This window comes from Corallococcus caeni (assembly GCF_036245865.1).
Classification (GTDB): domain Bacteria; phylum Myxococcota; class Myxococcia; order Myxococcales; family Myxococcaceae; genus Corallococcus; species Corallococcus caeni.
In genome coordinates this window covers 1,240,241-1,265,468 of sequence record NZ_BTTW01000001.1, presented here as the reverse complement: position 1 = coordinate 1,265,468, position 25,228 = coordinate 1,240,241, and the positions used below count along the sequence as shown (strand labels likewise).

14 protein-coding genes are annotated in these 25,228 nt (G+C 71.5%); 5 read left to right on the top strand and 9 right to left on the bottom strand.

Features of this window, described 5'->3' with window-relative positions; genetic code table 11:
• Positions 1 to 22 precede the first annotated feature (22 nt).
• The gene (locus AABA78_RS04995) at positions 23 to 979 is read right to left on the bottom strand and encodes a phosphoribosylaminoimidazolesuccinocarboxamide synthase (RefSeq protein ID WP_338261879.1); all 957 of its coding nucleotides are present in this window, start codon (positions 977 to 979) and stop codon (positions 23 to 25) included.
• Positions 980 to 1,058: 79 nt separating this feature from the next.
• Positions 1,059 to 1,628 (bottom strand): hypothetical protein, encoded by a 570-nt coding sequence (locus AABA78_RS04990; protein WP_253894810.1) that lies wholly within the window; start codon positions 1,626 to 1,628, stop codon positions 1,059 to 1,061.
• A gap of 72 nt (positions 1,629 to 1,700) precedes the next feature.
• On the opposite strand from AABA78_RS04990, the gene AABA78_RS04985 reads away from it, so the two are divergent.
• Positions 1,701 to 2,441, top strand: a complete 741-nt coding sequence (locus AABA78_RS04985; protein ID WP_171411695.1) for an RNA methyltransferase — start codon at positions 1,701 to 1,703, stop codon at positions 2,439 to 2,441.
• 37 nt (positions 2,442 to 2,478) lie between these two features.
• On the opposite strand, the gene AABA78_RS04980 is transcribed toward AABA78_RS04985, so the two are convergent.
• From AABA78_RS04980 to AABA78_RS04970, 3 genes are all read right to left on the bottom strand, one after another.
• Positions 2,479 to 2,748 (bottom strand): vegetative protein, encoded by a 270-nt coding sequence (locus tag AABA78_RS04980; protein ID WP_338261878.1) that lies wholly within the window; start codon positions 2,746 to 2,748, stop codon positions 2,479 to 2,481.
• A gap of 151 nt (positions 2,749 to 2,899) precedes the next feature.
• The gene (locus AABA78_RS04975) at positions 2,900 to 4,135 is read right to left on the bottom strand and encodes a S1C family serine protease (RefSeq protein WP_338261877.1); all 1,236 of its coding nucleotides are present in this window, start codon (positions 4,133 to 4,135) and stop codon (positions 2,900 to 2,902) included.
• 116 nt (positions 4,136 to 4,251) lie between these two features.
• Positions 4,252 to 4,539 (bottom strand): hypothetical protein, encoded by a 288-nt coding sequence (locus tag AABA78_RS04970; protein WP_171411698.1) that lies wholly within the window; start codon positions 4,537 to 4,539, stop codon positions 4,252 to 4,254.
• Between the two features lie 113 nt (positions 4,540 to 4,652).
• On the opposite strand from AABA78_RS04970, the gene AABA78_RS04965 reads away from it, so the two are divergent.
• Genes AABA78_RS04965 through AABA78_RS04955 form a run of 3 tightly spaced genes read left to right on the top strand, consistent with a single transcriptional unit; the run spans position 4,653 to position 8,141 of the window.
• A complete protein-coding gene (locus tag AABA78_RS04965; protein WP_338261876.1) occupies positions 4,653 to 5,717 on the top strand; it encodes a CFI-box-CTERM domain-containing protein in 1,065 nt (354 codons plus the stop codon).
• On the top strand, positions 5,714 to 6,292 hold the full coding sequence (locus AABA78_RS04960) for a TlpA family protein disulfide reductase (protein WP_338261875.1): 579 nt from the start codon (positions 5,714 to 5,716) through the stop codon (positions 6,290 to 6,292). Before AABA78_RS04965 ends, AABA78_RS04960 begins: the two co-directional genes overlap by 4 nt.
• 10 nt (positions 6,293 to 6,302) lie before the next feature.
• A complete protein-coding gene (locus tag AABA78_RS04955; protein ID WP_338261874.1) occupies positions 6,303 to 8,141 on the top strand; it encodes a DHHA1 domain-containing protein in 1,839 nt (612 codons plus the stop codon).
• A gap of 3 nt (positions 8,142 to 8,144) precedes the next feature.
• Here AABA78_RS04955 and trxA read toward each other — a convergent pair whose 3' ends face one another.
• The 3 genes from trxA to AABA78_RS04940 all read right to left on the bottom strand — a co-directional run bounded on the left by trxA (position 8,145) and on the right by AABA78_RS04940 (position 10,508).
• Positions 8,145 to 8,471 (bottom strand): thioredoxin, encoded by a 327-nt coding sequence (trxA, locus tag AABA78_RS04950; RefSeq protein ID WP_120523852.1) that lies wholly within the window; start codon positions 8,469 to 8,471, stop codon positions 8,145 to 8,147.
• 95 nt (positions 8,472 to 8,566) lie between these two features.
• Positions 8,567 to 9,448: a LysR family transcriptional regulator gene (locus AABA78_RS04945; protein WP_171411751.1), complete on the bottom strand. Its 882-nt coding sequence runs from the start codon at positions 9,446 to 9,448 to the stop codon at positions 8,567 to 8,569.
• Positions 9,449 to 9,533: 85 nt separating this feature from the next.
• On the bottom strand, positions 9,534 to 10,508 hold the full coding sequence (locus tag AABA78_RS04940) for an Ig-like domain-containing protein (protein ID WP_338261872.1): 975 nt from the start codon (positions 10,506 to 10,508) through the stop codon (positions 9,534 to 9,536).
• A gap of 135 nt (positions 10,509 to 10,643) precedes the next feature.
• Here AABA78_RS04940 and AABA78_RS04935 point away from each other — a divergent pair, with 135 nt between their 5' ends.
• A complete protein-coding gene (locus tag AABA78_RS04935; RefSeq protein ID WP_338261871.1) occupies positions 10,644 to 11,114 on the top strand; it encodes an FBP domain-containing protein in 471 nt (156 codons plus the stop codon).
• A gap of 39 nt (positions 11,115 to 11,153) precedes the next feature.
• Here the strand turns inward: AABA78_RS04935 and AABA78_RS04930 are convergent, their stop codons facing one another.
• Positions 11,154 to 24,974: a non-ribosomal peptide synthetase gene (locus AABA78_RS04930; RefSeq protein WP_338261870.1), complete on the bottom strand. Its 13,821-nt coding sequence runs from the start codon at positions 24,972 to 24,974 to the stop codon at positions 11,154 to 11,156.
• Positions 24,975 to 25,228: the final 254 nt, after the last annotated feature.

The following is a 25,228-nucleotide window of genomic DNA, read 5'->3' as shown; positions in this document are numbered from 1 at the left end:
CGGCCTCAGACGGGCGAGGGGGCTAGAGGTAGCCCTTCGCCCGCAGGTTCCCCTCGATGCGCGAGTGCACGTCGCCGGGCGTCAGCGCGAGCGACGTGCCGGTGATGCGCTCGTAGGCGGCCACGTACTTGGTGGCCAGGTCCACGCGCACGTCGTCCGGGATGGCGGGCAGCGCGCCGTGGCCGGAGAAGTTCCGCTCGCGGATGAGCCACTGGCGGATGTTCTCCTTGTCCAACATCTTCTGGTCCTCGCCCTTCGCGAAGCGCGCCTCGTACTCGTCCGCCACCCAGTAGCGGCTGGAGTCCGGGGTGTGCATCTCGTCGATGACGAAGAGCTCGTCGCCCACCTTCCCGAACTCGTACTTCGTATCCACCAGGATGAGGCCGCGCGTGCGCGCCCACTTCTGGCCCTCCAGGAACAGCCCCCGGGCGGCCTCCGTGATGCGGGCCCAGTCACGCGGCGTGGCCAGCCCGCGCGACAGGATTTCCGCCTCGGAGATGGGCTCGTCGTGCTTGCCGTACTCGGCCTTGGTGGACGGCGTGAGGATGGGGGATTCGAACGCGCTGTCCTTGCGCAGCCCTTCGGCGAAGGGGACGCCGTAGGCGGTGTGCGTGCCCTTCTCGTAGTCGCGCCACAGGCTGCCCGTGAGGTAGCCGCGCACGACGACCTCCACGGAGTAGGGCTGGCAGGCGCGCGCCACGGTGACGTTCGCGTCGGGCACGTCCAGGACGTGGTTGGGGACGATGTGCTTCGTGCGGTCGAACCAGAAGGCCGCCAGGCGGTTCAGCACCTCGCCCTTGAAGGGGATGGTGGTGAGCACGTGGTCGAACGCGGAGAGGCGGTCGCTCGTCACGAGGATGAGCGTGTCGCCCTTGCGGTACGTGTCACGGACCTTGCCCTTGTAGGGCGTGCCGAGCGACGGCAGGTCCGTCTGGCGAAGCGTGTGGGTGAGTTGCGCGTGGAGGGCGGAGGTGTTCACGTCGGAGGCGCCTCGTGGCCCGGCCACTCACCGCCGGGAAGGGGCGGGGGAGCGGGGCCAGCTCATGAGGCGCGCGACTCTACTGGAGGCCCGCCGCCATGGAAGCAGGACCGTAGGCGGATGCCAGATAGAGGAACGCCGGGTTGATCCGCAGGATGCCGTCCACGTAGGCGACCGCATACGGCGCGCCCGCGGCCCGGTCCACCTGCACCGCGCCCTCCGGCTGGATGTCCCAGAGGGCCAGTAGCGTGCGCGCCACCAGCTCCGCGGCCTCGCGCTCCGACAGGCCCTGCAGGCTCTCCCGCCGGTCCTCCGGCCAACGGTCGCCCGTCCGCGCGTCGAAGACGAACTGGAGGCCGCTGCCCGCGTCCGGCGGCTGGAGCAGGTCCGCGCGGGACTCGAAGCCCGGCGCCGCGACGAACTCGTTGCCCTGGATGATGGGGAAGAGGGCCACGCCCTGCGCGGACTGCCCGGCTTCCTGCTCCGACTGGCGGGCGATGTCCCGGAAGAGCTCCAGGCGGACGGCCGGGGACTCGAACTCCACGACCTCCGGCGAGCTGCTCAACGCCTGCCGCGCCGTGAGCGACGGACGCACGGGCGTGCCCGCGCCACCGCACGCGGTGGTGAGGAGCGACAGCGACAGAAGCAAGCCAGGGACCCAGCGACGCATCACCGGGAATATACCGATCACGCGGACGCACCACCAGCTAAACTCCGGGGCATGCGTCCAGGTGCGGAGCTGACTGTCGTCCTTCATCAGACCCGTTCACCCGACAACCTGGGTGCGGTCTGCCGGGTCATGGCGAACTTCGGTTTTGAACGCCTCGTCCTGTCGGAGCCCATCGTCCGGGACTTCAGCCTGGCGGAGCGGATGGCCGTGAAGAGCGGCCACATCCTTTCCGGCATGCGGGTCGCCCCGACCCTGGCGGAGGCCCTGGAGGACTGCGTGTACGTGGTGGGCACCACGTCGCGCACCCAGGTGGAGAAGCGCGCCCCGCTGACGCCGGAGGACGCGGCGCGCCGGCTGGCGGAGGAGAGCAGGCGGGGGCGGGTGGCGCTCCTGTTCGGCGGTGAGCAGCGCGGGCTGTCCGACGAGGACCTCACCCACTGCCAGGACCTGCTCGTCATCCCCACGGAGGACGTGCAGCCGTCCATGAACCTGGCGCAGTCCTCCGCGGTGCTCCTGTACCTCTGCCACCGGCAGGGGCTGACGGAGGCGCCCGTGCTCCCTCAAGAGGAGGAGGCCGGCGCGCGGCTGGGGACGCTCAACGCGCTGAGCGGGCGCATGCGCGCGGCGATGCTAGCGGCGGACTTCCTCAACCCGGAGGCGCCGCAGCACGTGCTGCATGAGCTGGAGCGGACGTTGATGCGTGCGCGGCTGACCCAGCGGGAGGCGGAGCTGTGGCTCAACGCCTTCAAGCATCTGGGCCGCGCGGTGGCGCCGGGGACCTCCCGCGGGTAGGCGGGGGGCCGGCGCCACACGGAACAGCCGGGGCGACTTAAGCCGCCGCGTCCTTCTTGTAGGTCTCGGCGTAGTGCTTCTCGCACAGGCCGGCCTTCATCGTCTTGATGCGGCACTCCGGCTTGGAGCACACGCGGTAGCGCGAGTGGGGCAGGTCGCCCTGGCGCCACTTCTTGAAGTGGAAGAAGCAGTAGCTCTTCGCGCGGTAGGGGCGCTTGCAGCCCTCCACGGTGCACGCCTTCTTGCCGCTGCCCTTGGCGGTGCGCGGCCAATGGGTGAGCTTCGTCGTCTGGGTGGCCTCGGCCATGGTACGGACTCTCCTGCGAATCGATGCTTGGAAGACCCGCGGCGCCACCTGTGGGTGGATCCGCCACGATGTGAAGGCGGACGGTGTATCGCCGGGTTTCGCGGAACGCAAGGAGCCTGGAGGCCCGGCGGGGCCCCGGAGGCCCCGTCCGTCAGGGGGCGGCCAGGCCGTCCTCGGCCTTGGGAATGCCGCCGGACCGGCCGGACTGGGTGCGCGGCACGGGGGACAGCAGCTCCTCCAGGACGGAGCGGGCCCCGGCGGCGTGCTCGCTCGGCGTGCTCCCCGACGCCAGGGTGGCGGGCGGGGCCTCCACCAGGGGCAGGTCCTCCAGCTTCACCTTCACCGTCATGGGGCGGCCCAGCCGGCGCAGGTTGAGCCGGATGTGCTGGCCCACGCCGCGCGCGGCCACCTGCCAGCGCAGGGTGTGCGCCCGCTCCACGGACAGGCGGTCCATGTTCAGGATGATGTCGCCCGTCCGCAGGCCGGCGCGGTCCGCGGGGCCGTCATCCACCACGTCCGTCACCACCACGCCCCGGCCGCGCGGGTTCAGGTTGAACGCCTGCGCCACCTCCGGGGAGAAGTCCTGCACGCTGATGCCCATCCACCCCCGGCGCATGCGCCCGTGCGTCTTGAGCTGCGGAATCACCGTCTTCGCGATGTCGATGGGGATGGCGAACCCGATGCCCTGGCCGGACACGTTGACGGCGTTGGCCACCGCCACCACGTCGCCGTGCAGGTCCAGCACCGGCCCGCCGGAGTTGCCCGGGTTGATGGAGGCGTCGATCTGCACGTAGTCGAAGTCGCCGTCGCGGCCATTGGGCGTCACGTCCGTGCGGCCCAGGTAGCTGACCACGCCCACCGTCACGGAGTGCGCCAGCCCGAACGGGTTGCCGATGACGACCACCCAGTCCGCGATGCCCACGTGGGACGCGGACGCCAGCTTCAGCACCGGCAGCTTCCGGGGCGCGTCCACCTTGAGGAGCGCGCAGTCCGTGCGCTCGTCCTCGCCCACCACCGTGGCGGGGAACTCCTCCACGTAGCCGTTCGCGCTGCGGATGGAGATGGAGACCTCCGACGCCCCGTCCACCACGTGCGCGCTGGTGAGGATGTAGCCGTCCGGATGGATGATGAACCCGGAGCCGATGCCGCGCTGGGGCTCCTCGCCGGGGGCCACGTCCGCGCTGTCCTGGCGCGTGGTGATGGACACCACGGCCGGCATGGCCTTGCGGGCCACGTCGCTGATGTTGGAATGCTGCCGGGAGACGGCGCGGTTGCGCGCCTCCAGCCAAAGCTTGTCGGGTGTCCGTGCCGCGGCGCTGCCTGCTGCTCCCAGCGCGCACGCCAGCACCGCCACCCTGATGACGCCCCCGACCTGCGTCCAACCCATGGGCCCGCCTCTCCACCACCGTCCAACCCAACGCCCCGGCGCAACCTAGGCACGGGGCAGGGCGGGCGGAAGGGGGAGTCTTGCGATCAGCAACCGGCCCCGTGGCGCGACGACGCCTACTTCTTCTTGGCGATGATGTTGTCGATGGCCGCCCGGTCCTCGGCGGTGATGCGCTCGCGCGGGCCCGAGGCGTTGGCGGACTTCTGGGACACCGCACCCTTCGCGTCCTCCAGCGCGCCCTCCACGCTGCCCTTCACCTTGTCCATCGTGGAGGGGCTCACCGTGCGCTTCCAGGTGCGCTCCATGTGCTCCAGCGGCGAACGGCCGTCCACGTTGCCCCGCGCCAGGAAGACGCCGAGTCCCACCGCGCAGGTCGTCCAGACCAGGAACTTCAACACGCCCATGATTCACATCCTCCTACGTCGTCTTACATCGACCCCGGACGCATGGCGAGTTTCCTGACAGGGGGTTCGGGAGTCGCTGACAGGGGGCCTGGGGGCCCTTAAGGTCCACGGGCTTGCAGCCCGAAGAACTCATCAGGGCCGCCCAGACGCGGGCGGCGGGATTGGACGTGGGGCGGGGGGACGCCGCGCTGGAGCGCGTGCGGGCCCAGGCCTCGGCCTTGTTCGCGAAACTGCCGGAGCCCCCGGTGTACCGGCGCGCGGAGGACCCGTCGCGCAAGGCGGCCCAGGCGCTCTTGCCGGAGATGGAGCGGGTGCTGGCGGAGGCCTTCGCGGTGGCCCGGGAGCCGGCGGTGTCGCCGCTGGTGGACCGGCTGGTGGCGGCCCTGCGCGCGCACGCGGAGGCGCTGGTGCACACCGCGGACGGCCGGCTGGAGGCGGCGGAGCTGGCGTGGCGCCGGGCCCAGGAATTGGAGCGGGCCGCGCACCCCACCCGGCAGATGGTGGGCCAGCCGTCGCGGCCGCCGCCGGTGTTCGACAAGGGCAGCGGCCAGTCCCGCTACGACCCGCGCAACGCGCCCCAGGCGACCGTGAAGCTCGTCTGCCCCAACACGGGCTGCAAGCGCATGGGGGACTACGCCTTCATCCCGACGCACGCCTACCACCGCTTCGTCTGCCCGGCGTGCCGGGTGCCCTTCCTGGCCTACTTCGGGGAGCTGCGGGCGCTGGAGGTGGAGCACCGGCGCAGCTCCAAGCGCTACCGCTTCACGGTGGACGAGGTGGGCAGCGCCGTCACCACGCGCATCGACTTCGAGGAGGCGAGCGGGCAAGAGTTCCCGGCGGCCCGGCGCGACCTTTTGGCCTTCCTCTACACGGAGCAGCGCGAGCTGAAGGCCGTGGTGAACCTCACCAACGGGAAGCTGATGTGGGTGAGCCCCGCGTCGTCGTGCTTCGTGGTGACGGCGGCCTTTGGCGAGGGGGCGCCGGAGCTCACGGCCTTCCGGGCGTTCCGGGACGACGTGCTCCGGAAGAGCCGGCTCGGCCAGGGGTTCATCGACGGGTACTATCACTGGGGCCCTCCGCTGGCGGCGTGGGTGGTGCGCCGGCCGCGGGTGAAGGCCGGGGTGCGCTGGGCCCTGACGCGGGTGCACGGCCGCCTGACACGGAGGGAGCGCGAATGACACAGCAGGCTGGAACCGAGGGGACGAAGCCGCCGGGCGCGCGCGGGGATGGCGCGAAGACGGCGCTGGCGGTGGTGGCGGTGCTGGGGCTGGCCGCGCTGGCGTTCATGGGCGTGCGCGAGGCGCAGCGGGCGCGGCTGGTGCCGGACGGGGCGTCGCCGCCGTCCTTCCAGATGACGAAGCACGCGGGCGGCGAGCTGGCGCTGTCGGACCTGAAGGGCCGGGTGGTGATGCTCGACTTCTGGGCGACCTGGTGTCCGCCGTGCCGCGAGGAGATGCCCTCCCTGGTGAAGCTGGCCAAGGAGTACGAGTCCCAGGGGCTCGTGTTCGTGGCGGCCAGCCGGGACGACGGCCCGACGGCGCCGCAGGAGGTGGACTACTTCCTCCAGCGCTTCCAGCCGGAGCTGCGCCCGTACGTCGTGTACGCGGACGACAACGTGGCGCGGGCCTTCCAGGTGAACGCGCTGCCCACGCTCTACTTCCTGGACCGCGACGGCAAGGTGATGGACGCCCAGCGCGGCATGCTGTCCGAGGACGGCCTGCGCCGCCGCATCGAGCGCGCCCTCAAGCGCTAGACTGGAGGGCATGACCCTCTACGACGCGGACACCGTCGACGCGTGCTCCTGGCCCCAGACGCCGCAAGCGCGGCTGGCACGCGACTACTTCGTCCCGCTGATGAAGCGCGGCAGCACCCCCTTCCTCAGCGACCGCACCACCCTGCGGCTGGTGGCGATGGACGACCTGCGCATCCCGCTGGCCATCAACGAGGCGGAGTACGACAACTCGCCGCTGCACTCGACGTGGGTGCGCTACATCGGCCTGCCGGTGGCGGCGGTGACGGCGGAGGCGTACGGCGCGGCGCGCGCGGTGGTGATGCGCGGGGCCATGCGGACGCTGGGCGCGATGTTGAAGGCGGCGCGCATCGACAAGTGCGTCTACGTGGACCACTGGCTGGTGCTGCGCAACCTGCACGTGAGCCTCGATGAAGCGCAGGTGGAGCGCCTCACCGCCTTCCTGGTGGAGCAGTTCCCCGGACACGCCATCGTGTTCCCCGCCATCAACCCCGCGAGCGCGTCGCCCCTGCTCAACACGCTGGCCGCGCGGGACTACGGCTTCGTGTACGCGGCGCACACGCGCATGACGCTGCCCACGCAGGATGTCAGCCGGCAGGTGCGGGAGAACCGGCGCCGCGACGGGCGGCTGCTGGAGGCCGCGGGCTACCGCATCGTGGACGGGCGGGAGATGCCGGACTGCGCGCCGCGGCTGCGGGAGCTGTACCGGTCGCTCAACGCGGACAAGTACCACTCCACGCTGGACTACACGGAGGAGCTCTTCGCGTGGACGCTGCGCGAGGGGCTCTTCCAGTACAAGCTCGCGGTGAAGAACGGACGCGTGGATGGCTTCTACGCCACCCACACCAGCCAGGACGTCGTCTGGTCCCCCATGTTCGGCTACGACCTGGCGCTGCCGCAGGAGCTGGGGCTGTACCGCGGGCTCGTGCACCGGCTCATGCAGGACGCGCTGGAGGTGGGGCTCACCATCGAGCTGGGGCCGGGCTCGGATCCGTTCAAGAGCCTGCGCGGCTCCCAGCCGGTGCCCCGGTGGTCCGCCTTCCACGTGAAGCACCTGTCGGGCTTCCGCCAGTACGCGTGGCGCACGCTGCAGCGCTACGTCAACGGCGGGGTGCGGCCCGCCGCGAACGCCATGCTGAAGAAGATCGACGGGGAGGCGGCCGTCGGCTTCGGTCCGCTCACGCTGCCCTTCACGCCGCCCACGGGCCAGACGCCGCGCGAAGCGGCCCGGGCGCTGCGCGAGCAGGTGGACGCGCTGGAGGCGGCGCTGGAGTCCGCGGCCCGGCTGGAGGGCGAGGCCCGGCTGCAGGCGCTCTCGCCGCTGTCGCAGACGCTGCACAACTGGCCGCAGCCCATGCCCCGCGTGGTGGCCCTGCGCGAGCGGCTGACGCGGCTGGAGCAGGAGGCGCGCCGCAAGCCCGTGCAGGCCGCGGCGCCCGTGGGCGCGCCGCCCGAGGACCAGGCCCGCCAGTTGCTCCAGGAGGCGACGCGCTGGGGCGACACGTCGCTCGTCGTCGCGCACCTGGGCGAGGCGCCGGCCCCGCACCTCAAGGCGCTGGTGGAGGCGCTGCGGCAGGCGGCGGGCAGCGTGGGCGTGGTGCTCACCGCCACGCGCGGCGGCAAGGTGGTGTTGGTGACGGCCGCGAGCGAGGCGCTCCGCGGCAGGGGCGTGGACGCGGGTCAGCTCATGGCCCAGGCGGCGCCCTGCGTGGACGGCAAGGGCGGCGGCTCTCCGGAGGTGGCCTGGGGTGGCGGCTCGCGCGCGGACGGCATCGACGCGGCGCTCACCGCGACCCGGCGCTTCGTGGAGTCGCGGCTGGCCGGGCCGGTGCCGTCCGGCGGTGTCGGCTGAGCGTCAGAGGACCTGGCGCACGGCCTCCTCCAGCTTCGCCTTCGGCACGGCGCCCACGACCTGCTTCACCACCTTCCCGCCCTTGAAGAACAGCAGGGTGGGCATGGCCCGGATGCCGTACTGCTCGGGCGTCCTCGGGTGGTCGTCCACGTTGAGCTTCACCATCTTCATCCGGCCCTTGTACTCGGCGGCCAGCGTGTCGATGACCGGCGCGATGACCCGGCACGGCGGGCACCAGGTGGCGGTGAAGTCCACCAGCACCGGCTCCTGCGACTCCAGCACCTCGCGTTGGAACTCCGCGTCGCCCAATTCGATGACGTTGCCAGCCATGTCCATCCTCCCTGCGCTTCGTGTGCAGGGGATGTAATCGCGGGCGGGGGCGCGGACGAGCACCCCGCGCGGGACGCATTGTTCCGCCAGGAGCCCTATTCCTCTTCCCACGGGAGCGCGGCGCCGCGCGCGGAGAGGAGCTTCAGGAAGGCGCGCACCTTGAGGGGCAACTGCCGGCTGCTCGGGTAGACGGCGAAGATGGGCAGGCCCGGGGGCGTGTCCGCCGCGAGCACCGGGACGAGCAGCCCCGCGCGCACGTCGTCCGCCACCAGCGACGCCGCGAGCCGCACGATGCCCAGGCCCGCGCGCGCCGCAGCCTGGCCCGCGCGCTCGCTGGGCACGCGCAGGCGGCCCGTCACCGGCACCGTGCGCGCGCTCTTGCCCTCGCCGAAGAACCACACCTCGTCGGTGCCGGACTCGGCCAGGAGGATGCACTCGTGGCCCGTCAGCGCTTCGGGTGTCCGGGGCGTGCCGTGGCGGCTCAGGTAGCTGGGGCTGGCGTAGTAGCCCGTGCGCACGCGTCCCAGCCTGCGCGCCATCAGCGACGAATCCGCGAGCGGCCCGGTGCGCAGCGCCAGGTCGTACTCCTCCGCGATGAGGTCCACGTGCGTCTGCGCGAGCGACACCTCCACGCGCAGCCGGGGCTGGTGCAGCAGCAGCTCCGCGATGACGGGCGTGAGCAGCTCGCCCAGCAGGGACAGCGTGGCGATGCGCAGCGTCCCCTGGGGCGTGCCGCGCGACTCGCTGACGGCCGCGTTCACCTCGCGGGCCTCGGCGACGAGCCGTGCGCAGTGCGCGTGGTAGTCGCGGCCCGCCTCGGTGAGGCGGAGCCTGCGCGTGTTGCGCTCGAGCAGCCGGATGCCCAGGCGCTCCTCCAGGGCCGCCAGCCGGCGGCTCACCGTGGACTTGCGCAGGCCCAGGCGCTCCGCCGCGGAGGTGATGCTGGCCGCCGCCACCACCTCCGCGAAGAGGAGCATGTCATCCAGCAGGGGCGGGTTGGCGGCCACGAGGGCCGAGCCTATGCCCCGGCAGGAAGGGGCGCGAGCCTCTCGCGCACGGCCGTCAGTCGTTGGCCGCGCCCGCGAGGATCCACGAGCGGACCAGGACGTTCAGTCCCGGGTGCTGATCGAAGTACTCCGGCTTGCCGGCGGGCATGCGGTCTCCGCACCCGGTGCCCTCCATCTTCCGGATGAGCGCCGATTGGTCCGGGGCGCCGGGCGTGACGCGCATGAGCGTGCCGCAGTCCCTGGCGGTGACGTTGATCAGGTTGGCGTGGCTGCTGTCCGCCGCGAGGTTCAGGTTGCCGGCCTTGCCGTGACACTTCGTGCACTCCCCGGAGCCCCACACGGCCTGGACGTCCGTGCCGTAGCGGGGCACCGACACGGGCAGGGTGACGGTCCGCACCACGGGCAGGCCCACGCCATCCGAGACGCTCACGGAAAAGGTGAACGCGGTCTGGGTCGCGACGACGGGCGAGTACCACTGCGCGCTCGGGCCGGTGGTGCCGCCCACCCAGGTGCCCGCCGTGCTCGGGGAGGTCTGCGTCCACGCGTAGGTCAGCGGGTCGCCGTCCGGGTCGCTCGCGGTGACGGTGAGCGTGCCAGTCGCTCCAGCCACCAGCGACGTGGGCGCGGAGATGCTCACGGTGGGCGGCTGATTGCTCTTGCGCACGGTAACGTCGATGGTGCCCTCGTTGGAGCCGCCCCGGCCGTCGCTCACGGTCACCTTCAGCGTGAAGCTCTGGGTGCTGTTCACGTCGGGCGCGGTCCAGGAGGGCTGGGCTGCGGAGGGGTTGTCGAAGGTGCCCGCTGGGGAGGCAGGCAGCTGTGTCCAGGTGTAGGTGAGCGCGTCTCCGTCAGCATCCGACGCCTCCAGCGTCATCGCGACGGGCGTGCCGGAAGTCACGCTCGACGCCTGGACCGTGGGACCACTGACGGTCGGAGGGGTGTTGGGGGCGGGAGAAGCCTCATCGCCGCAGGCGATGCCTCCAAGCCCGATGACCAGCACGGGCAGCACGAGTCGTAAGGGAAGGTGCATGGGGGAACCTCGGAACACGGGTGCCTGCCAAACTGGTATGCGGTGGTCATTTCAACCCAGTGTCCTGAGGGGATGGACAAGTCAGGCTGACGCACGTTCAGCACGTTCTTGAAGGCAGGCAGGGAAGCGAACGCCATGTTCCGCATCGAGTCAGAGAAAGAGTTGCTGCGCGCATTCCGCTCCAGGGATCGCAAGTACGTCGAGCTGCCCAAGGGCACCCGGCTCCCGCTCTTCGTGCGGGACTACCTCGCGTGGGTGGATCCGTATGGGGTACGCGTCTTCCTGGTGTTCGTCGCGCCGGGGAGCAAGCAACCCACGGGCATCGCCTTCCGTCGGGATCAGCAGGGGGACCCCACCCTGGCACCCAAGATGTGTGACTGGTGCTGGACGTCCACGGACGCGGAGATTGGCCTGCTCACCACGGATGTGGATTCGAAGCGCCGGGTGGGCGTGAACCTCTGCCTGGACCTGCGCTGCGGTGAGCGGCTGGAGGCCCAGGCGGACAGGGCCGGACGCAGCACCCTGGACGAAAACGCGCACCTGATTGAGCGCATGGCGCGCTTCGCTCGCGAAGCACTGGGCATGGAGCCCGACTCCGACGCGTGAGGAGGCGGGCCCAGGTTCGGGCCCGCGCTCCTTCGCGCGCTACAGCGCCCGCAGGTGGTGGAGCAGCCGCTCCGCCACGGTGGAGGCATGGGGGGCGCTCAGCATCGTGTAGTGGTCGCCCGGCACCTCGTACCGGGTGACGGACCCCGTGAGCCACGTGCTCCAGTCAGGCTCCCCGGAGGCGGTTCGCGCGGTGGCGGCCTGGAAGAGCAGCGTGGGCCCCGAGTAGTCGCCGCCGGGCACGTAGCCGCGCTGCGCGTCGTAGAGCCGCGAGTGCAGGGCGAACAGGTGCGCCGCGCCATCCAGGTCCAGTCCGAGGTCGTTCGCGGGCGCGCTCCGGAGCTGCTCCAGGACGTAGGCGAGTTGCTCGCGTCCCTCCAGGCGTCGCAGCCGGTCCAGATCCAGGGACAGCTCCTGCCAGGGCAGCCCAAGCGTCCGCGCGAAGAGGGCCAGCATGCCGAGCGGATCCGCTTCGGGGCGCGGTTGGGGCGTGGGCACGGTGGAGTCCATGAGGGCCAGCAACTCCACCTGCTCGCCGGTGAGCTGGAGCTGACGTGCCATCTCCAGCGCGACGAGCCCACCGAAGGACCAGCCTCCCAGCAGGTACGGCCCTCGCGGCTGCACGGTGCGGACCTGGACGAGGTAGTCGCGTGCCAGCGCTTCGATGGAGGCGGGAGGCAGGGTACCGCCGTCCAGCCCCGATGCTGACAGACCGTAGACGGGCCGGTCGTTGCCCAGCTGTCGGACCAGCTCCGAGTAGCCCAGCACACTGCCGCCACCCCCATGGACGAGGAAGAGCGGGCGCGCGCTGGAGGTGCCCGCGTCCAGCCGCACGAGGTTGGGGGGAAGCGCGGTGGCCTCCTGAGCCACCCTGCGCGCCAGTTGCTCCACGGTGGCGTACTGGAAGAGGGCGGCCATGGGGATCATCTGGCCCGTGTGCTCGCGGATGGCCGCCATCAATCGCAGCGCGAGCAGTGAGTGGCCACCGAGGTCGAAGAAGCTGTCGGTGACGCTGACGCGGGGCACGCGCAGCACCTCCGCGAAGGACCGTGCCAGCTGTTCCTCCAGGGCCGTGCGGGGCGCGACGTAGGCGTCCGCCGGGGTCGCGGAGTCGGGAGCGGGCAGGGCTTTGCGGTCCACCTTGCCGTTGGAGGTGAGGGGCAGGGCGTCCAGGCGGCACACGGTGGAAGGCACCATGTAGTCGGGCAGCCGCTGCTTGAGGAACGCGCGCAGCTCGGCCATGTCCAGGGTCGCGGGAGCGACGACGTAGGCGACGAGGCGCTTGTCGCCGGGCACGTCCTCGCGGGTGATGACGACGGCCTCGCGCACGTTGGAGTGGGCCAGGAGCGCGGCTTCGATTTCAGACAGCTCGATGCGGAAGCCGCGCACCTTCACCTGGACATCCGCGCGGCCGAGGAACTCCAGCACGCCGTCGTCGCGCCAGCGGCCGAGGTCGCCGGTGCGGTAGAGGCGGGCGCCTGGAGTGGCCGCGAAGGGATTGGGGACGAAGCGCTCCGCGGTGAGCGCGGGCTGGCCCACGTAGCCACGAGCGAGGCCATCACCGCCGACGTAGACCTCGCCCTTCACGCCCGGAGGAACGGGCTGGCCGGAGTCATCCAGCACGTACACCTGCGTGTTGCCCAGCGGGCGGCCCAGCGGGGCGCACCCCCCCACCTGAGAGGCCTGCGTGAAGCGGTGGCTGGTGGCGAAGACGGTGGTCTCCGTGGGGCCGTAGCCAGCAGTGACGGGGAGGCCCAGTTGCTCCAGCACCTTGCGGACATGGGGCGCGGAGACGACATCGCCGCCGGTGAGCACCTGGCGCAACGAGCGCAGCGCGGGCAGGTGCGAATCCACCACCTGCGTGAAGAGGCCCGAGGTGAGCCACAGCGTCGTCACGCCGTGGCGCACGAGCACCTGCTCCAACTCGTGCGGATCCGTCGGAGGGTGGGCCGGGAAGACGGCCAGCTTCGCGCCATGCAGCAGCGCGCCCCAGACTTCGAGCGTGGAGGCGTCGAAGGCGAGGGGCGCCATGAGCAGCAGCGTCTCGTCAGGGCCGAAGCGGGCGTAGTCGACGCCAAAGAGGGTGCGGAGCACGGCGGCGTGAGGCGTGCCGACACCCTTGGGCCTGCCGGTGGAGCCAGAGGTGAAGTCGATATACGCGAGGCTCTGGGGCAGGGCGCTTCGTGGAGGCGCATGCACGGGCAGCGCGTCGAGGGACAGCTCCTCCAGCACCACGGGCAGCAGGTCCGCGTGAGGCAACTTCGGCAAGAGCGCGCGAGAGGTGAGGAGGACGTGGGGACGGGCGTCCTCCACCATCGCGGCCAGACGTGCCTGCGGATACGCCGGGTCCAGGGGCACGTAGGCCGCACCGGCCTTGAGGATGGCGACGAGGGAGACGACCAGCTCCAGTGAACGCTCCAGCGCGACGGCCACCCGCGAGTCCGTATCCACGCCCAGCGAGCGCAGGTGATACGCGAGTCGATTCGCGCGCTCCTCCAGTTGCCGGTACGTCAGCCGCGCATCGCCGAACTCGACGGCGACCTTCTCCGGGAAGCGGGCCACCACCCGCGCGAAGACCTCCGGCAGCGTGGCGTCGCGCGGGTATTCGGTCTCCGTCGCGTTCCATTCCACCAGCACCTGCTGGCGCTCCATCGGCGTCAGCAGCGATACGGAATCCAACGCCGCCTCGGGCCGTGCAACGAGCGCTTCCACCAACGTGCGGAAGTGCTCCGCCATCCTTGCCGCCGTGCGCGGCTCGAACAGCGCGGTGTTGTAGCCCAGCGTTCCCGCGAAGCCTTCCGGCGACTCCGCCAGGCTCAGCTCCAGGTCGAACTTGGCGGTGGTGTCTTCCACGTCCAGTGGGTGCAGCTCCAGCTCCCCTCCTTGCGGTGAGCGCGGGGCAGTGGTGTCCCGCAGCGTGAAGAGGACCTGGAACAGGGGGCTGCGGCTCGGATCGCGAGCGGGCTTCAGCTCCTCCACCAGCCGCTCGAACGGCAGGTCCTGGTGGGCATAGGCCCCCAGCGCCACCTCCTTCACCCGCCGCAGCAACTGGCGGAACGAACCGCGCCGGTCCACCTGGGCGCGCAGCACCAGCGTGTTGACGAAGAAGCCGACCAGCCCCTCCAACTCGCCGTGCTCACGGCCCGCGATGGGCGAGCCGACGGCGAAGTCCTCCTGCCCGGAGTAACAGGCCAGCAGCACCTGCCACAGGGCGAGCAGCGCCATGAACGGGGTGGCGACCTCCTGCTGGCAGAGGGCCTTGAGACTCCGCGAAGCCCCCGGCGAAAGGACCACGGGCACCTGGGCCCCCCGGTACGTCTGCACGGAAGGACGGGGCTTGTCCGTGGGCAGCTCCAGCGCCTGCGGTGCACCGTCGAGCTGCCGCTTCCACCACCCCACCTGCTGCTCCAGCACCTCGCCCTTCAGCCAGTCCCGCTGCCAGGCCGCGAAGTCCGCGTACTGGAGCGCCAGCGGCGGCAGGGGCGACGGCTGCCCCCGCGAGAACGCCGCGTAGAGCGCGCCCAGCTCCTCGACGAGGACGCGGTTGGACCAGCCGTCCGAGACGATGTGATGCAACGTGACGAGCAGCACGTGGCGCTGCTCGGACAGGCGCAGCAGCGTGGCGCGCATCAGGGGCGCGCGCGTCAGGTCGAAGGGCGTCCGCGCTTCCTCCAGCGCCCGTCGCCGGACCTCCGCGTCCTGCGCCGCCTCTGGCAGTTGGCTCAGCTCCACCCGCGACACGGCCAGTTCCACTTGCGCATGCGGATGCTGGACGGGCTCGCCGTCGTCGCGCGCATGGAACGTGGTGCGCAGCGCTTCGTGACGGTGGACGAGTTCCCGCAGGCCACGGCTCAGCGCCTCCGTGTCCAACGGACCGTCGAGCCGCAAGGCGGCGGGGATGTTGTAGTGGATGCTTCCCGGCTGGAGCCGGTCGAGGAACCACAGGCGCTGCTGCGCGAAGGACAACGGCAGCGGGCCGGTGCGAGCCACGGCCACCAGCGGCGGACGCGGCACCTCTGGCCGTGCACGCAACGCGGCTTCGACCCTCGAGGCCAGTGACTCCACCGAAGGCGCCTCGAACAACGCGCGCAGCGGAAGCTCCGCGCCCGTCTCCGTGCGCACCCGCGACACCACCTGCGTCGCGAGCAACGAGTGTCCGCCCAGCGCGAAGAAGTCGTCCCTCACGCCCACGCGAGGCACTCGCAGCACCTGTGCCCAGATGGCCGCCAGCTTCGCCTCCAGCTCCGTGCGCGGGGCTTCGTAGGTGCCGCCGGACGTGGGCGCATCCGGCTCCGGCAGGGCCTTGCGGTCCACCTTGCCGTTGGCGTTCAGCGGCAGCGCCTCCAGCACCACCACCGTCCCCGGCACCATGTACTCCGGCAACCGCTGGCGCAGATCCGCCTTCAACGCCTTCGTGTCCAGCGCCGCCCCGGGCTTCGGCGCCACGTACGCGACGAGCCGCTTCTCCTCGCCCTCTCCCTTCGCCATCACCACCGCGTCCTTCACCGCCGCATGCTGGCGCAGCGCGGACTCGACTTCGCCCAGCTCGATGCGGAAGCCGCGCACCTTCACCTGGAAGTCCACGCGGCCCAGGTACTCCAGCGCCCCGTCCGCCCGGTAACGGACCCGGTCCCCCGTGCGGTACATCCGGCCGCCCGCGGGCCCGTGGAGCTCCGGGACGAAGCGCTCCGCCGTCAGCTCCGGCCTCGACAGGTAGCCGCGTGCCTGGCCATCTCCCGCCAGGTACAGCTCGCCCGCGACACCGATGGGCACCGGTTGCAGGTTCGCGTCCAGGACATACGCCCGCGTGTTCGTCAGCGGCCGGCCGATGTTCGGCACCTCCTCGCGCCCCACCCGCGACCACGTCGAGTACGTCGTGTCCTCCGACGGACCGTAGAGGTTGTAGAGCTTGCGCACCGTGGGGAGGGCGTACACCTCCTTCGCCAGCGTCTCCGGCAGCGCTTCACCCGCGAGGTTCACCACCTGCACGGACGGCGGCACCGCGCCCATCCGCACCAGCTGCGCCATCGCCGATGGCACCGTGTTGATGAGCGTGACCTCGGCGTCCGGCTTCGCTTCGGCGAGGGACAGCGCGTCGCGCACCACCACCACGCTGCCGCCCCGAACCAGCGGTGCGAACAGCTCGAAGACCGACAGGTCGAAGTTGAGGCTCGTCGCCGCGAGCACCGCCTTCGTCTCTTCCTTCGTGAACGTCTCCGTCGCCCACGCGAGGAAGGCCGCGGCGTTCCGGTGCGTCACCGCCACGCCCTTCGGGCGGCCCGTGCTCCCGGACGTGTAGATGAGATACGCCACGTTCTCCGGGTGCACATTCGCCGGGGGCGCCGTCGTGGGTTCACGGTCGAGGTCCGCGTCCCGGTCCAGGCACATCGCCTGCGCCGTGAAGGCGGGCAGGGACGCGAGCAGGTGCGAATGCGCCACCAGGGCCGGGCCTTGCGCGTCCTCCAGCAGCCAGCCCAGGCGCTCCTTCGGGTAGCGCGAATCCAGCGGCACGTACGCGCCGCCCGCCTTGAGGATGCCCAGCGTTCCCACCACTACGTCCGCCGTGCGCTCGACGCACAGGCCCACGCGCGACTCCGGGCCCACGCCCAGCTTGCGCAGCCGGTGGGCCAGTTGGTTCGCCCGCGCCTCCAGCTCCCGGTACGTCAGCCGCTGCGCGCCGCTCACGACCGCGACGGCCTCCGGCGTGGCCTTCGCCTGCGCTTCGAAGAGGCGCGGAATCGTCGCGTCGCGCGGGTACTCCGCCTGCGTCTGGTTCAAGGTCACCAGCAGGTGTTGACGCTCGTCGGCCGTCAGCAGGGGCAGCCGGCCCACGGCTTCGTCCGGCGTCGCCACCGCGGCCTCCAGTAGCGTGCGCAGGTGCTCCACCATCCGGGCGGCGGTGGAGGCTTCGAACAGGTCCGTGCGGTAGCTCAGCGCGCCCTGCAGGCCCTGGGGCGTCTGCGCCAGGGCGAGGGTGAGGTCGAACTGGGTCGTCTGCTCGGCCTGCTCCAGGGGCAGCAGCCGCAGCGGCGCGGATCCGCCTGTCAGGGACAGGGGCTGCGTCGGAGCGTTCTGCAGCGCGAGCAGCACCTGGAACAGCGGCGAGTGGCTCAGGCTGCGCCGGGGCTGCAGCTCCTCCACCAGCTTCTCGAAGGGCGCCTCCTGGTGCTCGTAGGCGGCGAGCGTGGTGGCGCGCACCTGCCCCAGCAACTGGCGGAAGGGAGCCTTCGGATCGACGTGCGTGCGCAGGACCAGCGTGTTGACGAAGAAGCCGATGAGCCCCTCCGTGTCCTCGCGTGTGCGGCCCGCGATGGGCGAGCCGAGGAGAACGTCCTCCTGGCCGGCGTAGCGCGAGAGCAGCACCTGCCACGCCGTCACCAGGCCCATGAAGAGCGTGGCGCGCTCGCGCTGGCACAGCGCCTGGAGGGCCTCCGACAGCGCTCCCGACAGGTGCACGGGCACCTGCGCGCCACGCTGGGACTGGACGCGCGGGCGCGGCTTGTCGGTGGGCAGCTCCAGCAGCGGCGGTGCGTCCGCGAGCTGACGGCGCCAGTAGGACAGATGGTGCTCCAGCACCTCGTCCTTCAGCCACGCGCGCTGCCACGCCGCGAAGTCGACGTACTGGACGGGAAGCGGCCGCAGCGGTGACGGCTGGCCCGACGCATGGGCGCCGTACAGCGCGGACAGCTCCCGCACGAGCACGCCCATGGACCACCCGTCGGAGACGATGTGGTGCATGTTCAGCCACAGCACGTGCTCCCCGGCGCCCAGGCGCAGCATGCAGACGCGCAGCAGCGGCCCTCGCTCCAGGTCGAACGGGCGCTGCGCCTCCTCGCGCAGCCGTTGCTCCAGGTCTTCACGGGAGACCGCGCCCAGGTCCACCTGTTCCAGGCGGAAGGGGACCGGGGGGAGGATGACCTGGACGGGCTCGCCGCCGTTCGAGACGAAGACGGTGCGCAGCGAGTCATGGCGGGCGATGAGCGCGGCGAAGGCCTGCTCCAGGGCGGCCACGTCGAGCGCACCCTCCACGCGCAGGGCCAGGAAGATGTTGTAGGCGGCACTGCCCGGTTCAAGCTGATCAATGAGCCACAGCCGTTGCTGCGCGAAGGACAGCGGCAGCGGGCCCGTGCGCGCGACGGGGACGAGGGGCGGCGGGGGCGGCAGCGGCACCACGCCCCGTCCACGCAGCGCACGGAGGACCTCGCGGGCCCGTCGGTGTGCCTCCGCCCAGGTCAGCGTGTCGCCTTCGTGCTCGAGGGCGGGCAGGTCCGGATGGAGCCGGGCCTGCGCCTGGAGGAGTCCGTGCAGGGACGCGTCCTCCGCGGTGGCGGCACCGGGAGCGCTCCAGGTGTGCAGCAGCAGCCCGCGCTCCTCGGCCGTGAGCATGGGCAGCGCGGAGACGCGGCGCTCCGGTGCATGGACGGCGCCGGACAGCAGCGTGCGCAGGTGGCCCACAATGCGGCTCGCGGTCGCGGCGTCGAAGAGGTCGGTGTTGTATTCGAGCAGGCCCTTCAGCCCGTCGGCCGTGTCGTTCAGGGCCAGGGTGAGGTCGAACTTCGCCGTGCCGCCCCGGGGCTCCAGCGGGTGGAGGCTCAGGCCCGTCGTCAGCGTCTGCGGCATGGGCGCGTTCTGGTACGCGAGCATCACCTGGAAGAGCGGCGCGCGGCCGGCGACGCGCTCCGGCCGCAGGGCCTCCACCAGCTTCTCGAAGGGCACGTCCTGGTGCGCGTACGCGCCCAGGGCCACGTCGCGCACGCGGGCGAGCAGCTCCCGGAAGCTCGGGTCGCCGTGCAGCTTCGTGCGCAGCACCAGCGTGTTGACGAAGAAGCCGATGAGCCCCTCCAGCTCCGCGTGGTGGCGGCCCGCGATGGGCGAGCCGACGGTGATGTCCTCCTGGCCGCTGTAGCGCGAGAGCAGCAGCTGGAACGTGGCCAGCACCACCATGGAGGGCGTGACGCCCTCGCTCCGGCAGAGCGCCTGCATCGCGTCGGACAGCTCGCGCGGGAACTGGAAGGGCACCACCGCGCCCCGGAAGGTCTGCGTCGCGGGGCGGGGACGATCCGTGGGCAGCTCCAGCGCCTTCGGTGCGCCGTGGAGCTGCGCGCGCCACCAGCCGAGCTGGGCCTCCAGCGCCTCGTCGCGCAGCCAGCCCCGCTGCCAGACGGAGAAGTCCGCGTACTGCACGGGCAGCGGCTTCAGCCCAGGAGCCCGGCCCTCGGAGTGGGCGGCATACAGCGTGGTCAGCTCCTGGAGGAGCACGCCCATGGACCAGGCGTCGGAGATGACGTGGTGCATGGTCAGCAGCAGCAGGTGGTGCCGCGCTCTCATGCGCACCACGAGGACGCGCCAGAGCGGGCCGGCTTCCAGGTCGAAGACGTGCCGGGCCTCATCATCGAGGACGGAGTCGAGTGCGTGCTCGGCGTCGGGCAGGGCGCTCAGGTCCATCCAGCTCGCGGGCAGCGTGGGAGCGGAAGCGATGACCTGGACGGCGCCGGACGGGTGCTCACGGAAGGTGGTGCGCAGGGCTTCGTGGCGCTGGAGCAGGTCACGCAGGGCGCGTGCGAGCGCGGGCACGTCGAGGGCCCCTTCGAGCCGCATGACGAACGGCAGGTTGTACGCGGTGCTCTCGGGCTCCAGCTTCGAGAAGAACCACAGCCGCTGCTGGGCGAAGGACAGGGGCAGGTCGCCGTCGCGAGTCACCGGCTTGAGCGCGGGCACCGACAGGGCGGGGCGCACCGGGCCCTGGGACTCCAGGCGGCGCGCGATGGCTTCCACGGTGGGGGCCGCGAAGAAGTCCGCGATGGACAGCTCCACCTGGAACGCGCGCCGGATGCGCGAGAGGACCTGCGTGGCGCTCAACGAGCTGCCGCCCAGGTCGAAGAAGTGGTCCTCGGCACCGACGGTGCCGGTCTGGAGGACCTCTTCCCAGAGCGTGGCGAGCAGCCGCTCGGTGTCCGTGCGGGGAGGGCGCGTCCGGGCGTGGGTCTGGAACGTGGAGGGATGCGGCAGGGCCTTGCGGTCCACCTTGCCGTTGGAGGTGAGGGGCAGGGCGTCCAGCCGTCCCACGACGGACGGCACCATGTAGTCGGGCAGTCGCTGCTTGAGGAACGAGCGCAGCTCGGCGACGTCCAGGGATTCGGGAGCGACGACGTAGGCAACGAGGCGCTTGTCACCTGGCACGTCCTCGCGAGCCACGACGACGGCCTCACGCACCTCGGAGTGGGCCAGGAGCGCGGCTTCGATTTCAGCCAGTTCGATGCGGAAGCCACGCACCTTCACCTGCGCATCCGCGCGGCCGAGGAACTCCAGCACGCCGTCGTCCCGCCAGCGGCCGAGGTCGCCGGTGCGGTAGAGCCGAGCCCCTGGAGTGGAGGAGAACGCGTCCGGGACGAAGCGCTCTGCCGTGAGCGCGGGCTGGCCCACGTAGCCGCGAGCAAGGCCGTCTCCGCCCACGTAGAGCTCACCTTGCACGCCCGGAGGAACGGGCTGGCCGGAGTCATCCAGCACGTACACCTGCGTGTTGCCCAGCGGGCGCCCTAGCGGAACGGAGGCGCTTACTTGCGAAGCCTGCGTGAAGCGATGACTGGTGGCGAAGACGGTGGTCTCCGTGGGGCCGTAGCCAGCGGTGACGGGGAGGCCCAGTTGCTCCAGCACCTTGCGAACATGGGGCGCGGAGACGACGTCGCCGCCGGTGAGCACCTGGCGCAGCGAGCGCAGCGCGGGCAGGTGTGAATCCACCACCTGGGTGAAGAGGCCGGAGGTGAGCCACAGCGTCGTCACACCGTGGCGGACGAGCACCTTCTCCAACTCGTGAGGGTCCGTCGGAGGATGGGCCGGGAAGACGGCCAGCTTCGCGCCATGCAGCAGCGCGCCCCAGACTTCAAGCGTGGAGGCGTCGAAGGCGAGGGGGGCCAAGAGCAGCAGCGTCTCGTCGGGGCCGAGGCGTGCGTAGTCGACACCGAAGAGGGTGCGGAGCACAGCGGCGTGAGGCGTGCCAACACCCTTGGGCCGGCCGGTAGAGCCGGAGGTGAAGTCGATATACGCGAGGCTCAGGGGCAGGGCGCTTCGTGGAGGCGCATGCACCGGCAGCGCATCCAGGGACAGCTCCTCCAGCACCACGGGCAGCAGGTCCGCGTGAGGCAGCTTCGGCAAGAGCGCGCGAGAGGTGAGGAGGACGTGGGGACGGGCGTCCTCCACCATCGCGGCCAGACGCTCGCGCGGATAGGCCGGATCCAGGGGCACGTAGGCCGCACCGGCCTTGAGGATGGCGACGAGGGAGACAACCAGCTCCAGCGAACGCTCCAGCGCGACCGCCACCCGCGAGTCCGTATCCACGCCCAGCGAGCGCAGGTGCCACGCGAGTCGATTGGCGCGTTCTTCAAGCTGCCGGTACGTCAGCCGCGCATCACCGAACTCAACGGCGACCTTCTCCGGGAAGCGGGCCACCACTCGCGCGAAGACCTCCGGCAGCGTGGCGTCGCGCGGGTACTCAGTCTCCGTCGCGTTCCATTCCACCAGCACCCGCTGGCGCATCTCGGCCGTGAAGGGCGCAACGGTGTCGCGTGGCTGTTCGGCGGTACGGGCCTCCCATTCACGCGCGACGTCTTCCAGCGGAACCGTGGGCGCGGCCCGCGTGCGGGATTCCTGCGACTTGCGCGGTGCCGGGACCGGTTGCCCCTTCCCCGCGAGCGCCTCGTCGATGAGGCGGGCCACGGCATCCAGCGTGGGAGACTCAAACAGGCGCCGGAGGGGCAGCTCCACCGTGAAGGCCTGCCGGATGCGGCTGAGCGCCTGCGTGGCCAGCAGCGAATGGCCGCCCAGGTCGAAGAAGTGATCATGCGCCCCGACGCGCTTGACGCCGAGCAGCTCCTGCCACAGCTCCGCCAGGCGCTGCTCGGTGGGCGTGCGTGGCGCGACGTACTCCCGAGGGTCACTCCCCGCCAGGTCCGGAGCGGGCAGCGCCTTGCGGTCCACCTTGCCGTTGGTCGTGAGCGGGAGCGCGGGCAGCACCACCACGGCCGACGGCACCATGTACTCGGGCAGCGCGTCCTTGAGGGCCGCCCGCAGTTCGGAACCCTGAGCGGTGACACCGTCGCGAAGCACGACGTAGCCCACCAGCCGCTTGCCGCCGGGGCCGTCCTCGCGCGCCACCACCACCGCGTCCCGCACCGGGGGCAGCTTCGCCAGCGCGGCCTCCACCTCGCCCAGCTCGATGCGGAAGCCACGCACCTTCACCTGCGCGTCCGCGCGGCCCACGAACTCCAGCGTGCCGTCCTCGCGCCAGCGCACCACGTCGCCCGTGCGGTACAGCCGCGCACCCGCCTCACCGGAGAACGCATCCGGCACGAAGCGCTCGGCCGTCAGCGCGGGCCTGCCCGCGTAGCCACGCGCCACGCCCACGCCGCCCAGGTGCAGCTCGCCCTTCACGCCCACGGGCACGAGCCCGCCCCGCGCATCCAGCACGTACGCGCGCACGTTGGCCAGAGGCCGGCCGATGGAGGGCACGCGTCCGTCCGCCGTGCACTCGGTGAGCGTGGCCATGACCGTGGCCTCCGTGGGGCCATACGTGTTCAGGAACGTGCGGCCTGGAGCCCACCGCGCCACCACCTCCGGGGGCAGCGCTTCACCGCCCGAGATGACGGTCCGCAGCGCGGGCAGCCCCTCCGGAGCCGTGGCCGCGAGCGTCGCGGGCGTGAGGCTGATGACGGTGAGGGCTTCGTCGCGCAGCAGCTTGCGCAGCGGCTCGCCGGGCATCAGGTCTTCCAGCGGTGCCAGCACCAGCGTCGCGCCGCTGCACAGCGTGGTGAAGATCTCCTCCACCGACAGGTCGAACGACAGGCTGGCGAACTGGAGGACGCGGCTGCCCGGCCCGATGCCGTACGCCGTGGCCTCATGTGCAACCAGGTTGCACACGCCACGGTGTTCGATGGCGGTCCCCTTGGGCGTGCCCGTGCTGCCGGAGGTGTAGAGCACGTAGGCCAGATTCCGCGGCCCCACGCCGGAGGCCGGAGCCAGCGCGCTCTCCCCCGCGAGCCCGTCCCGCTCCGCGTCGAGGCACAGCGCCCGGGCGCGCATCCCTTCCGGGAAGCGCTCCAGCAGCGGAGCCTGCGTCACCAGCACGCTCGCGCCGCTGTCCTCCAGCATGAAGGCCAGGCGCTCACGCGGCAGCAGCGGATCCACGGGCACCCACGCGCCGCCCGCCTTGAGGATGCCCAGCAGCCCCACGGCGACGTCCAGCGAGCGCTCCACGCTCAAGGCCACCCGAGCCTCCGGTCCCACTCCCCTGCGTCGCAGCGCATGCGCGAGCTGGTTGGCCCGAGCATCCAGCTGCGCGTACGTGAGCGCCTGCCCCTGGAACCGCACGGCCACCGCCCCGGGTGTCCGCCGCGCCTGCGCCTCGAAGAGCGAGTGCAGGCAACGGTCCTCCGGAAAGGGCGCGGAGTCCCCGGCCCACTCCCGCTGGACCCGCATCGCCTCGGCCGCGTCCATCAGCGGCAGCTCCGACACGCGCCGGTCCGGATCCGCGACCGCGCCCTCCAGCAGCGTGCGCAGGTGCGCGAGCAGCCGCTCGATGGAGCCGGGGTCGAAGAGGTCCGAGCTGTACTCCGCCGTGAGGCGCATGCCCTGCTGGGGCAGCTCCATGGCGATGAGCGACAGGTCCGTCTTGCTGGTGCGGTTGTCCACCGGCTGCGCGTCCAGCACCAGCCCTGGCAGTTGCAGCGGCGGCAGGGGCGCGTTCTGCAGCGTCAGCGCGACCTGGAAGAGGGGATTGACGCTCAGCTGGCGCTCCGGCTTCAGCGCGTCCACCAGCTTCTCGAAAGGCACGTCCTGGTGCGCGTAGGCCTCCAGCGTCGTCTCCCGTACGCGCGCGAGCAGCTCCCGGAAGGACGGCTGGCCGGACAGGTCCGTGCGGAAGGCCAGGTAGTTGGTGAACAGGCCGATGAGCCCCTCCAGCTCCACGCGGCCGCGGCCAGCCACGGAGGTGCCCACCACCACGTCCTGCTGGCCGCTGTAGCGCGAAAGCAGCACCTGGAAGCCGGACAGCAGCACGCCGAAGAGCGTGTTGCCCTCCGCGAGCGCAAGCGCCTTGAGCGACTCCACGAGCGCGACGGGCAGCATCGCGTTGATGCGCGCGCCACGGCCGGAGAGGACCGCGGGGCGGGGCCGGTCGGTGGGCAGCTCCAGCACCGCGTCCGGATCCAACCGCTCGCGCCAGAAGCCCAGATGCGACTCCAGCACCTCGCCTCGCAGGAACTCCCGCTGCCACGCGGCATAGTCCGCGTACTGCATGGGCAGCGGCGACAACGGCGAAGGCTTTCCTTCCGCGAGCGCCAGGTACAGCGCGCTCAGCTCGCGCACCAGCACGCCCATGGACCAGCCGTCCGTGATGATGTGGTGCAGCTTGAGCAGCAGCACGTGCTCCAGCGCATCCATCCGGTACAGCACGGTGACCAGCAGCGGCCCCTTCTCCAGGATGAACGGCCGGCGCGCCTCGTCCGTGAGCAGGCGCTGGAGCTCGGCCTCCCGTTCGGAGGTGGGCAGCGCCTGGAGGTCCACCACGGGCAGCGCCAGGTCCAGGGCGGGCGCGATGTGCTGCACGGGCCGGCCGTCCTGCTCGATGAAGGTGGTGCGCAGCGGCGCGTGGCGCCGCACCAGCGCCTGGAGGCTGGCGCGCAGCACGGCCACGTCGAGCACGCCGGAGAACCGCACGCGGACGGGGATGTTGAAGGCCGCGCTGCCCGGGCTCAGCTGGTCCTGGAACCACATGCGTTCCTGGCTGAAGGACACGGGCGCATGCGTGGGGCGGACCTTGCCGCGCAGCAGCTCGGCCAGACGCGCGCGCTTCTGCTCCGGCGTCATCCCCGCGCCGTTACCTTCCGTTTCAAATGTCCCCATGTATTGAGAATAACCCGTCAGCGAAGGGGCCTGGGTTAAAGCCGCCCTCGGCGTTATTCCCGGTGCGTTCGACGCGACGCACCCGGTAGGGCGCGTCGTGAGACAGGGGGATGAGGTCGCGAAACGGGGCATTTTGCCCCGGACCTCCAATGACCCTGCAGAAAAACAAAGGCAGCGATTTGGGACGGCCCTCGCACCGGGCCGTCCCAGGGGACCAC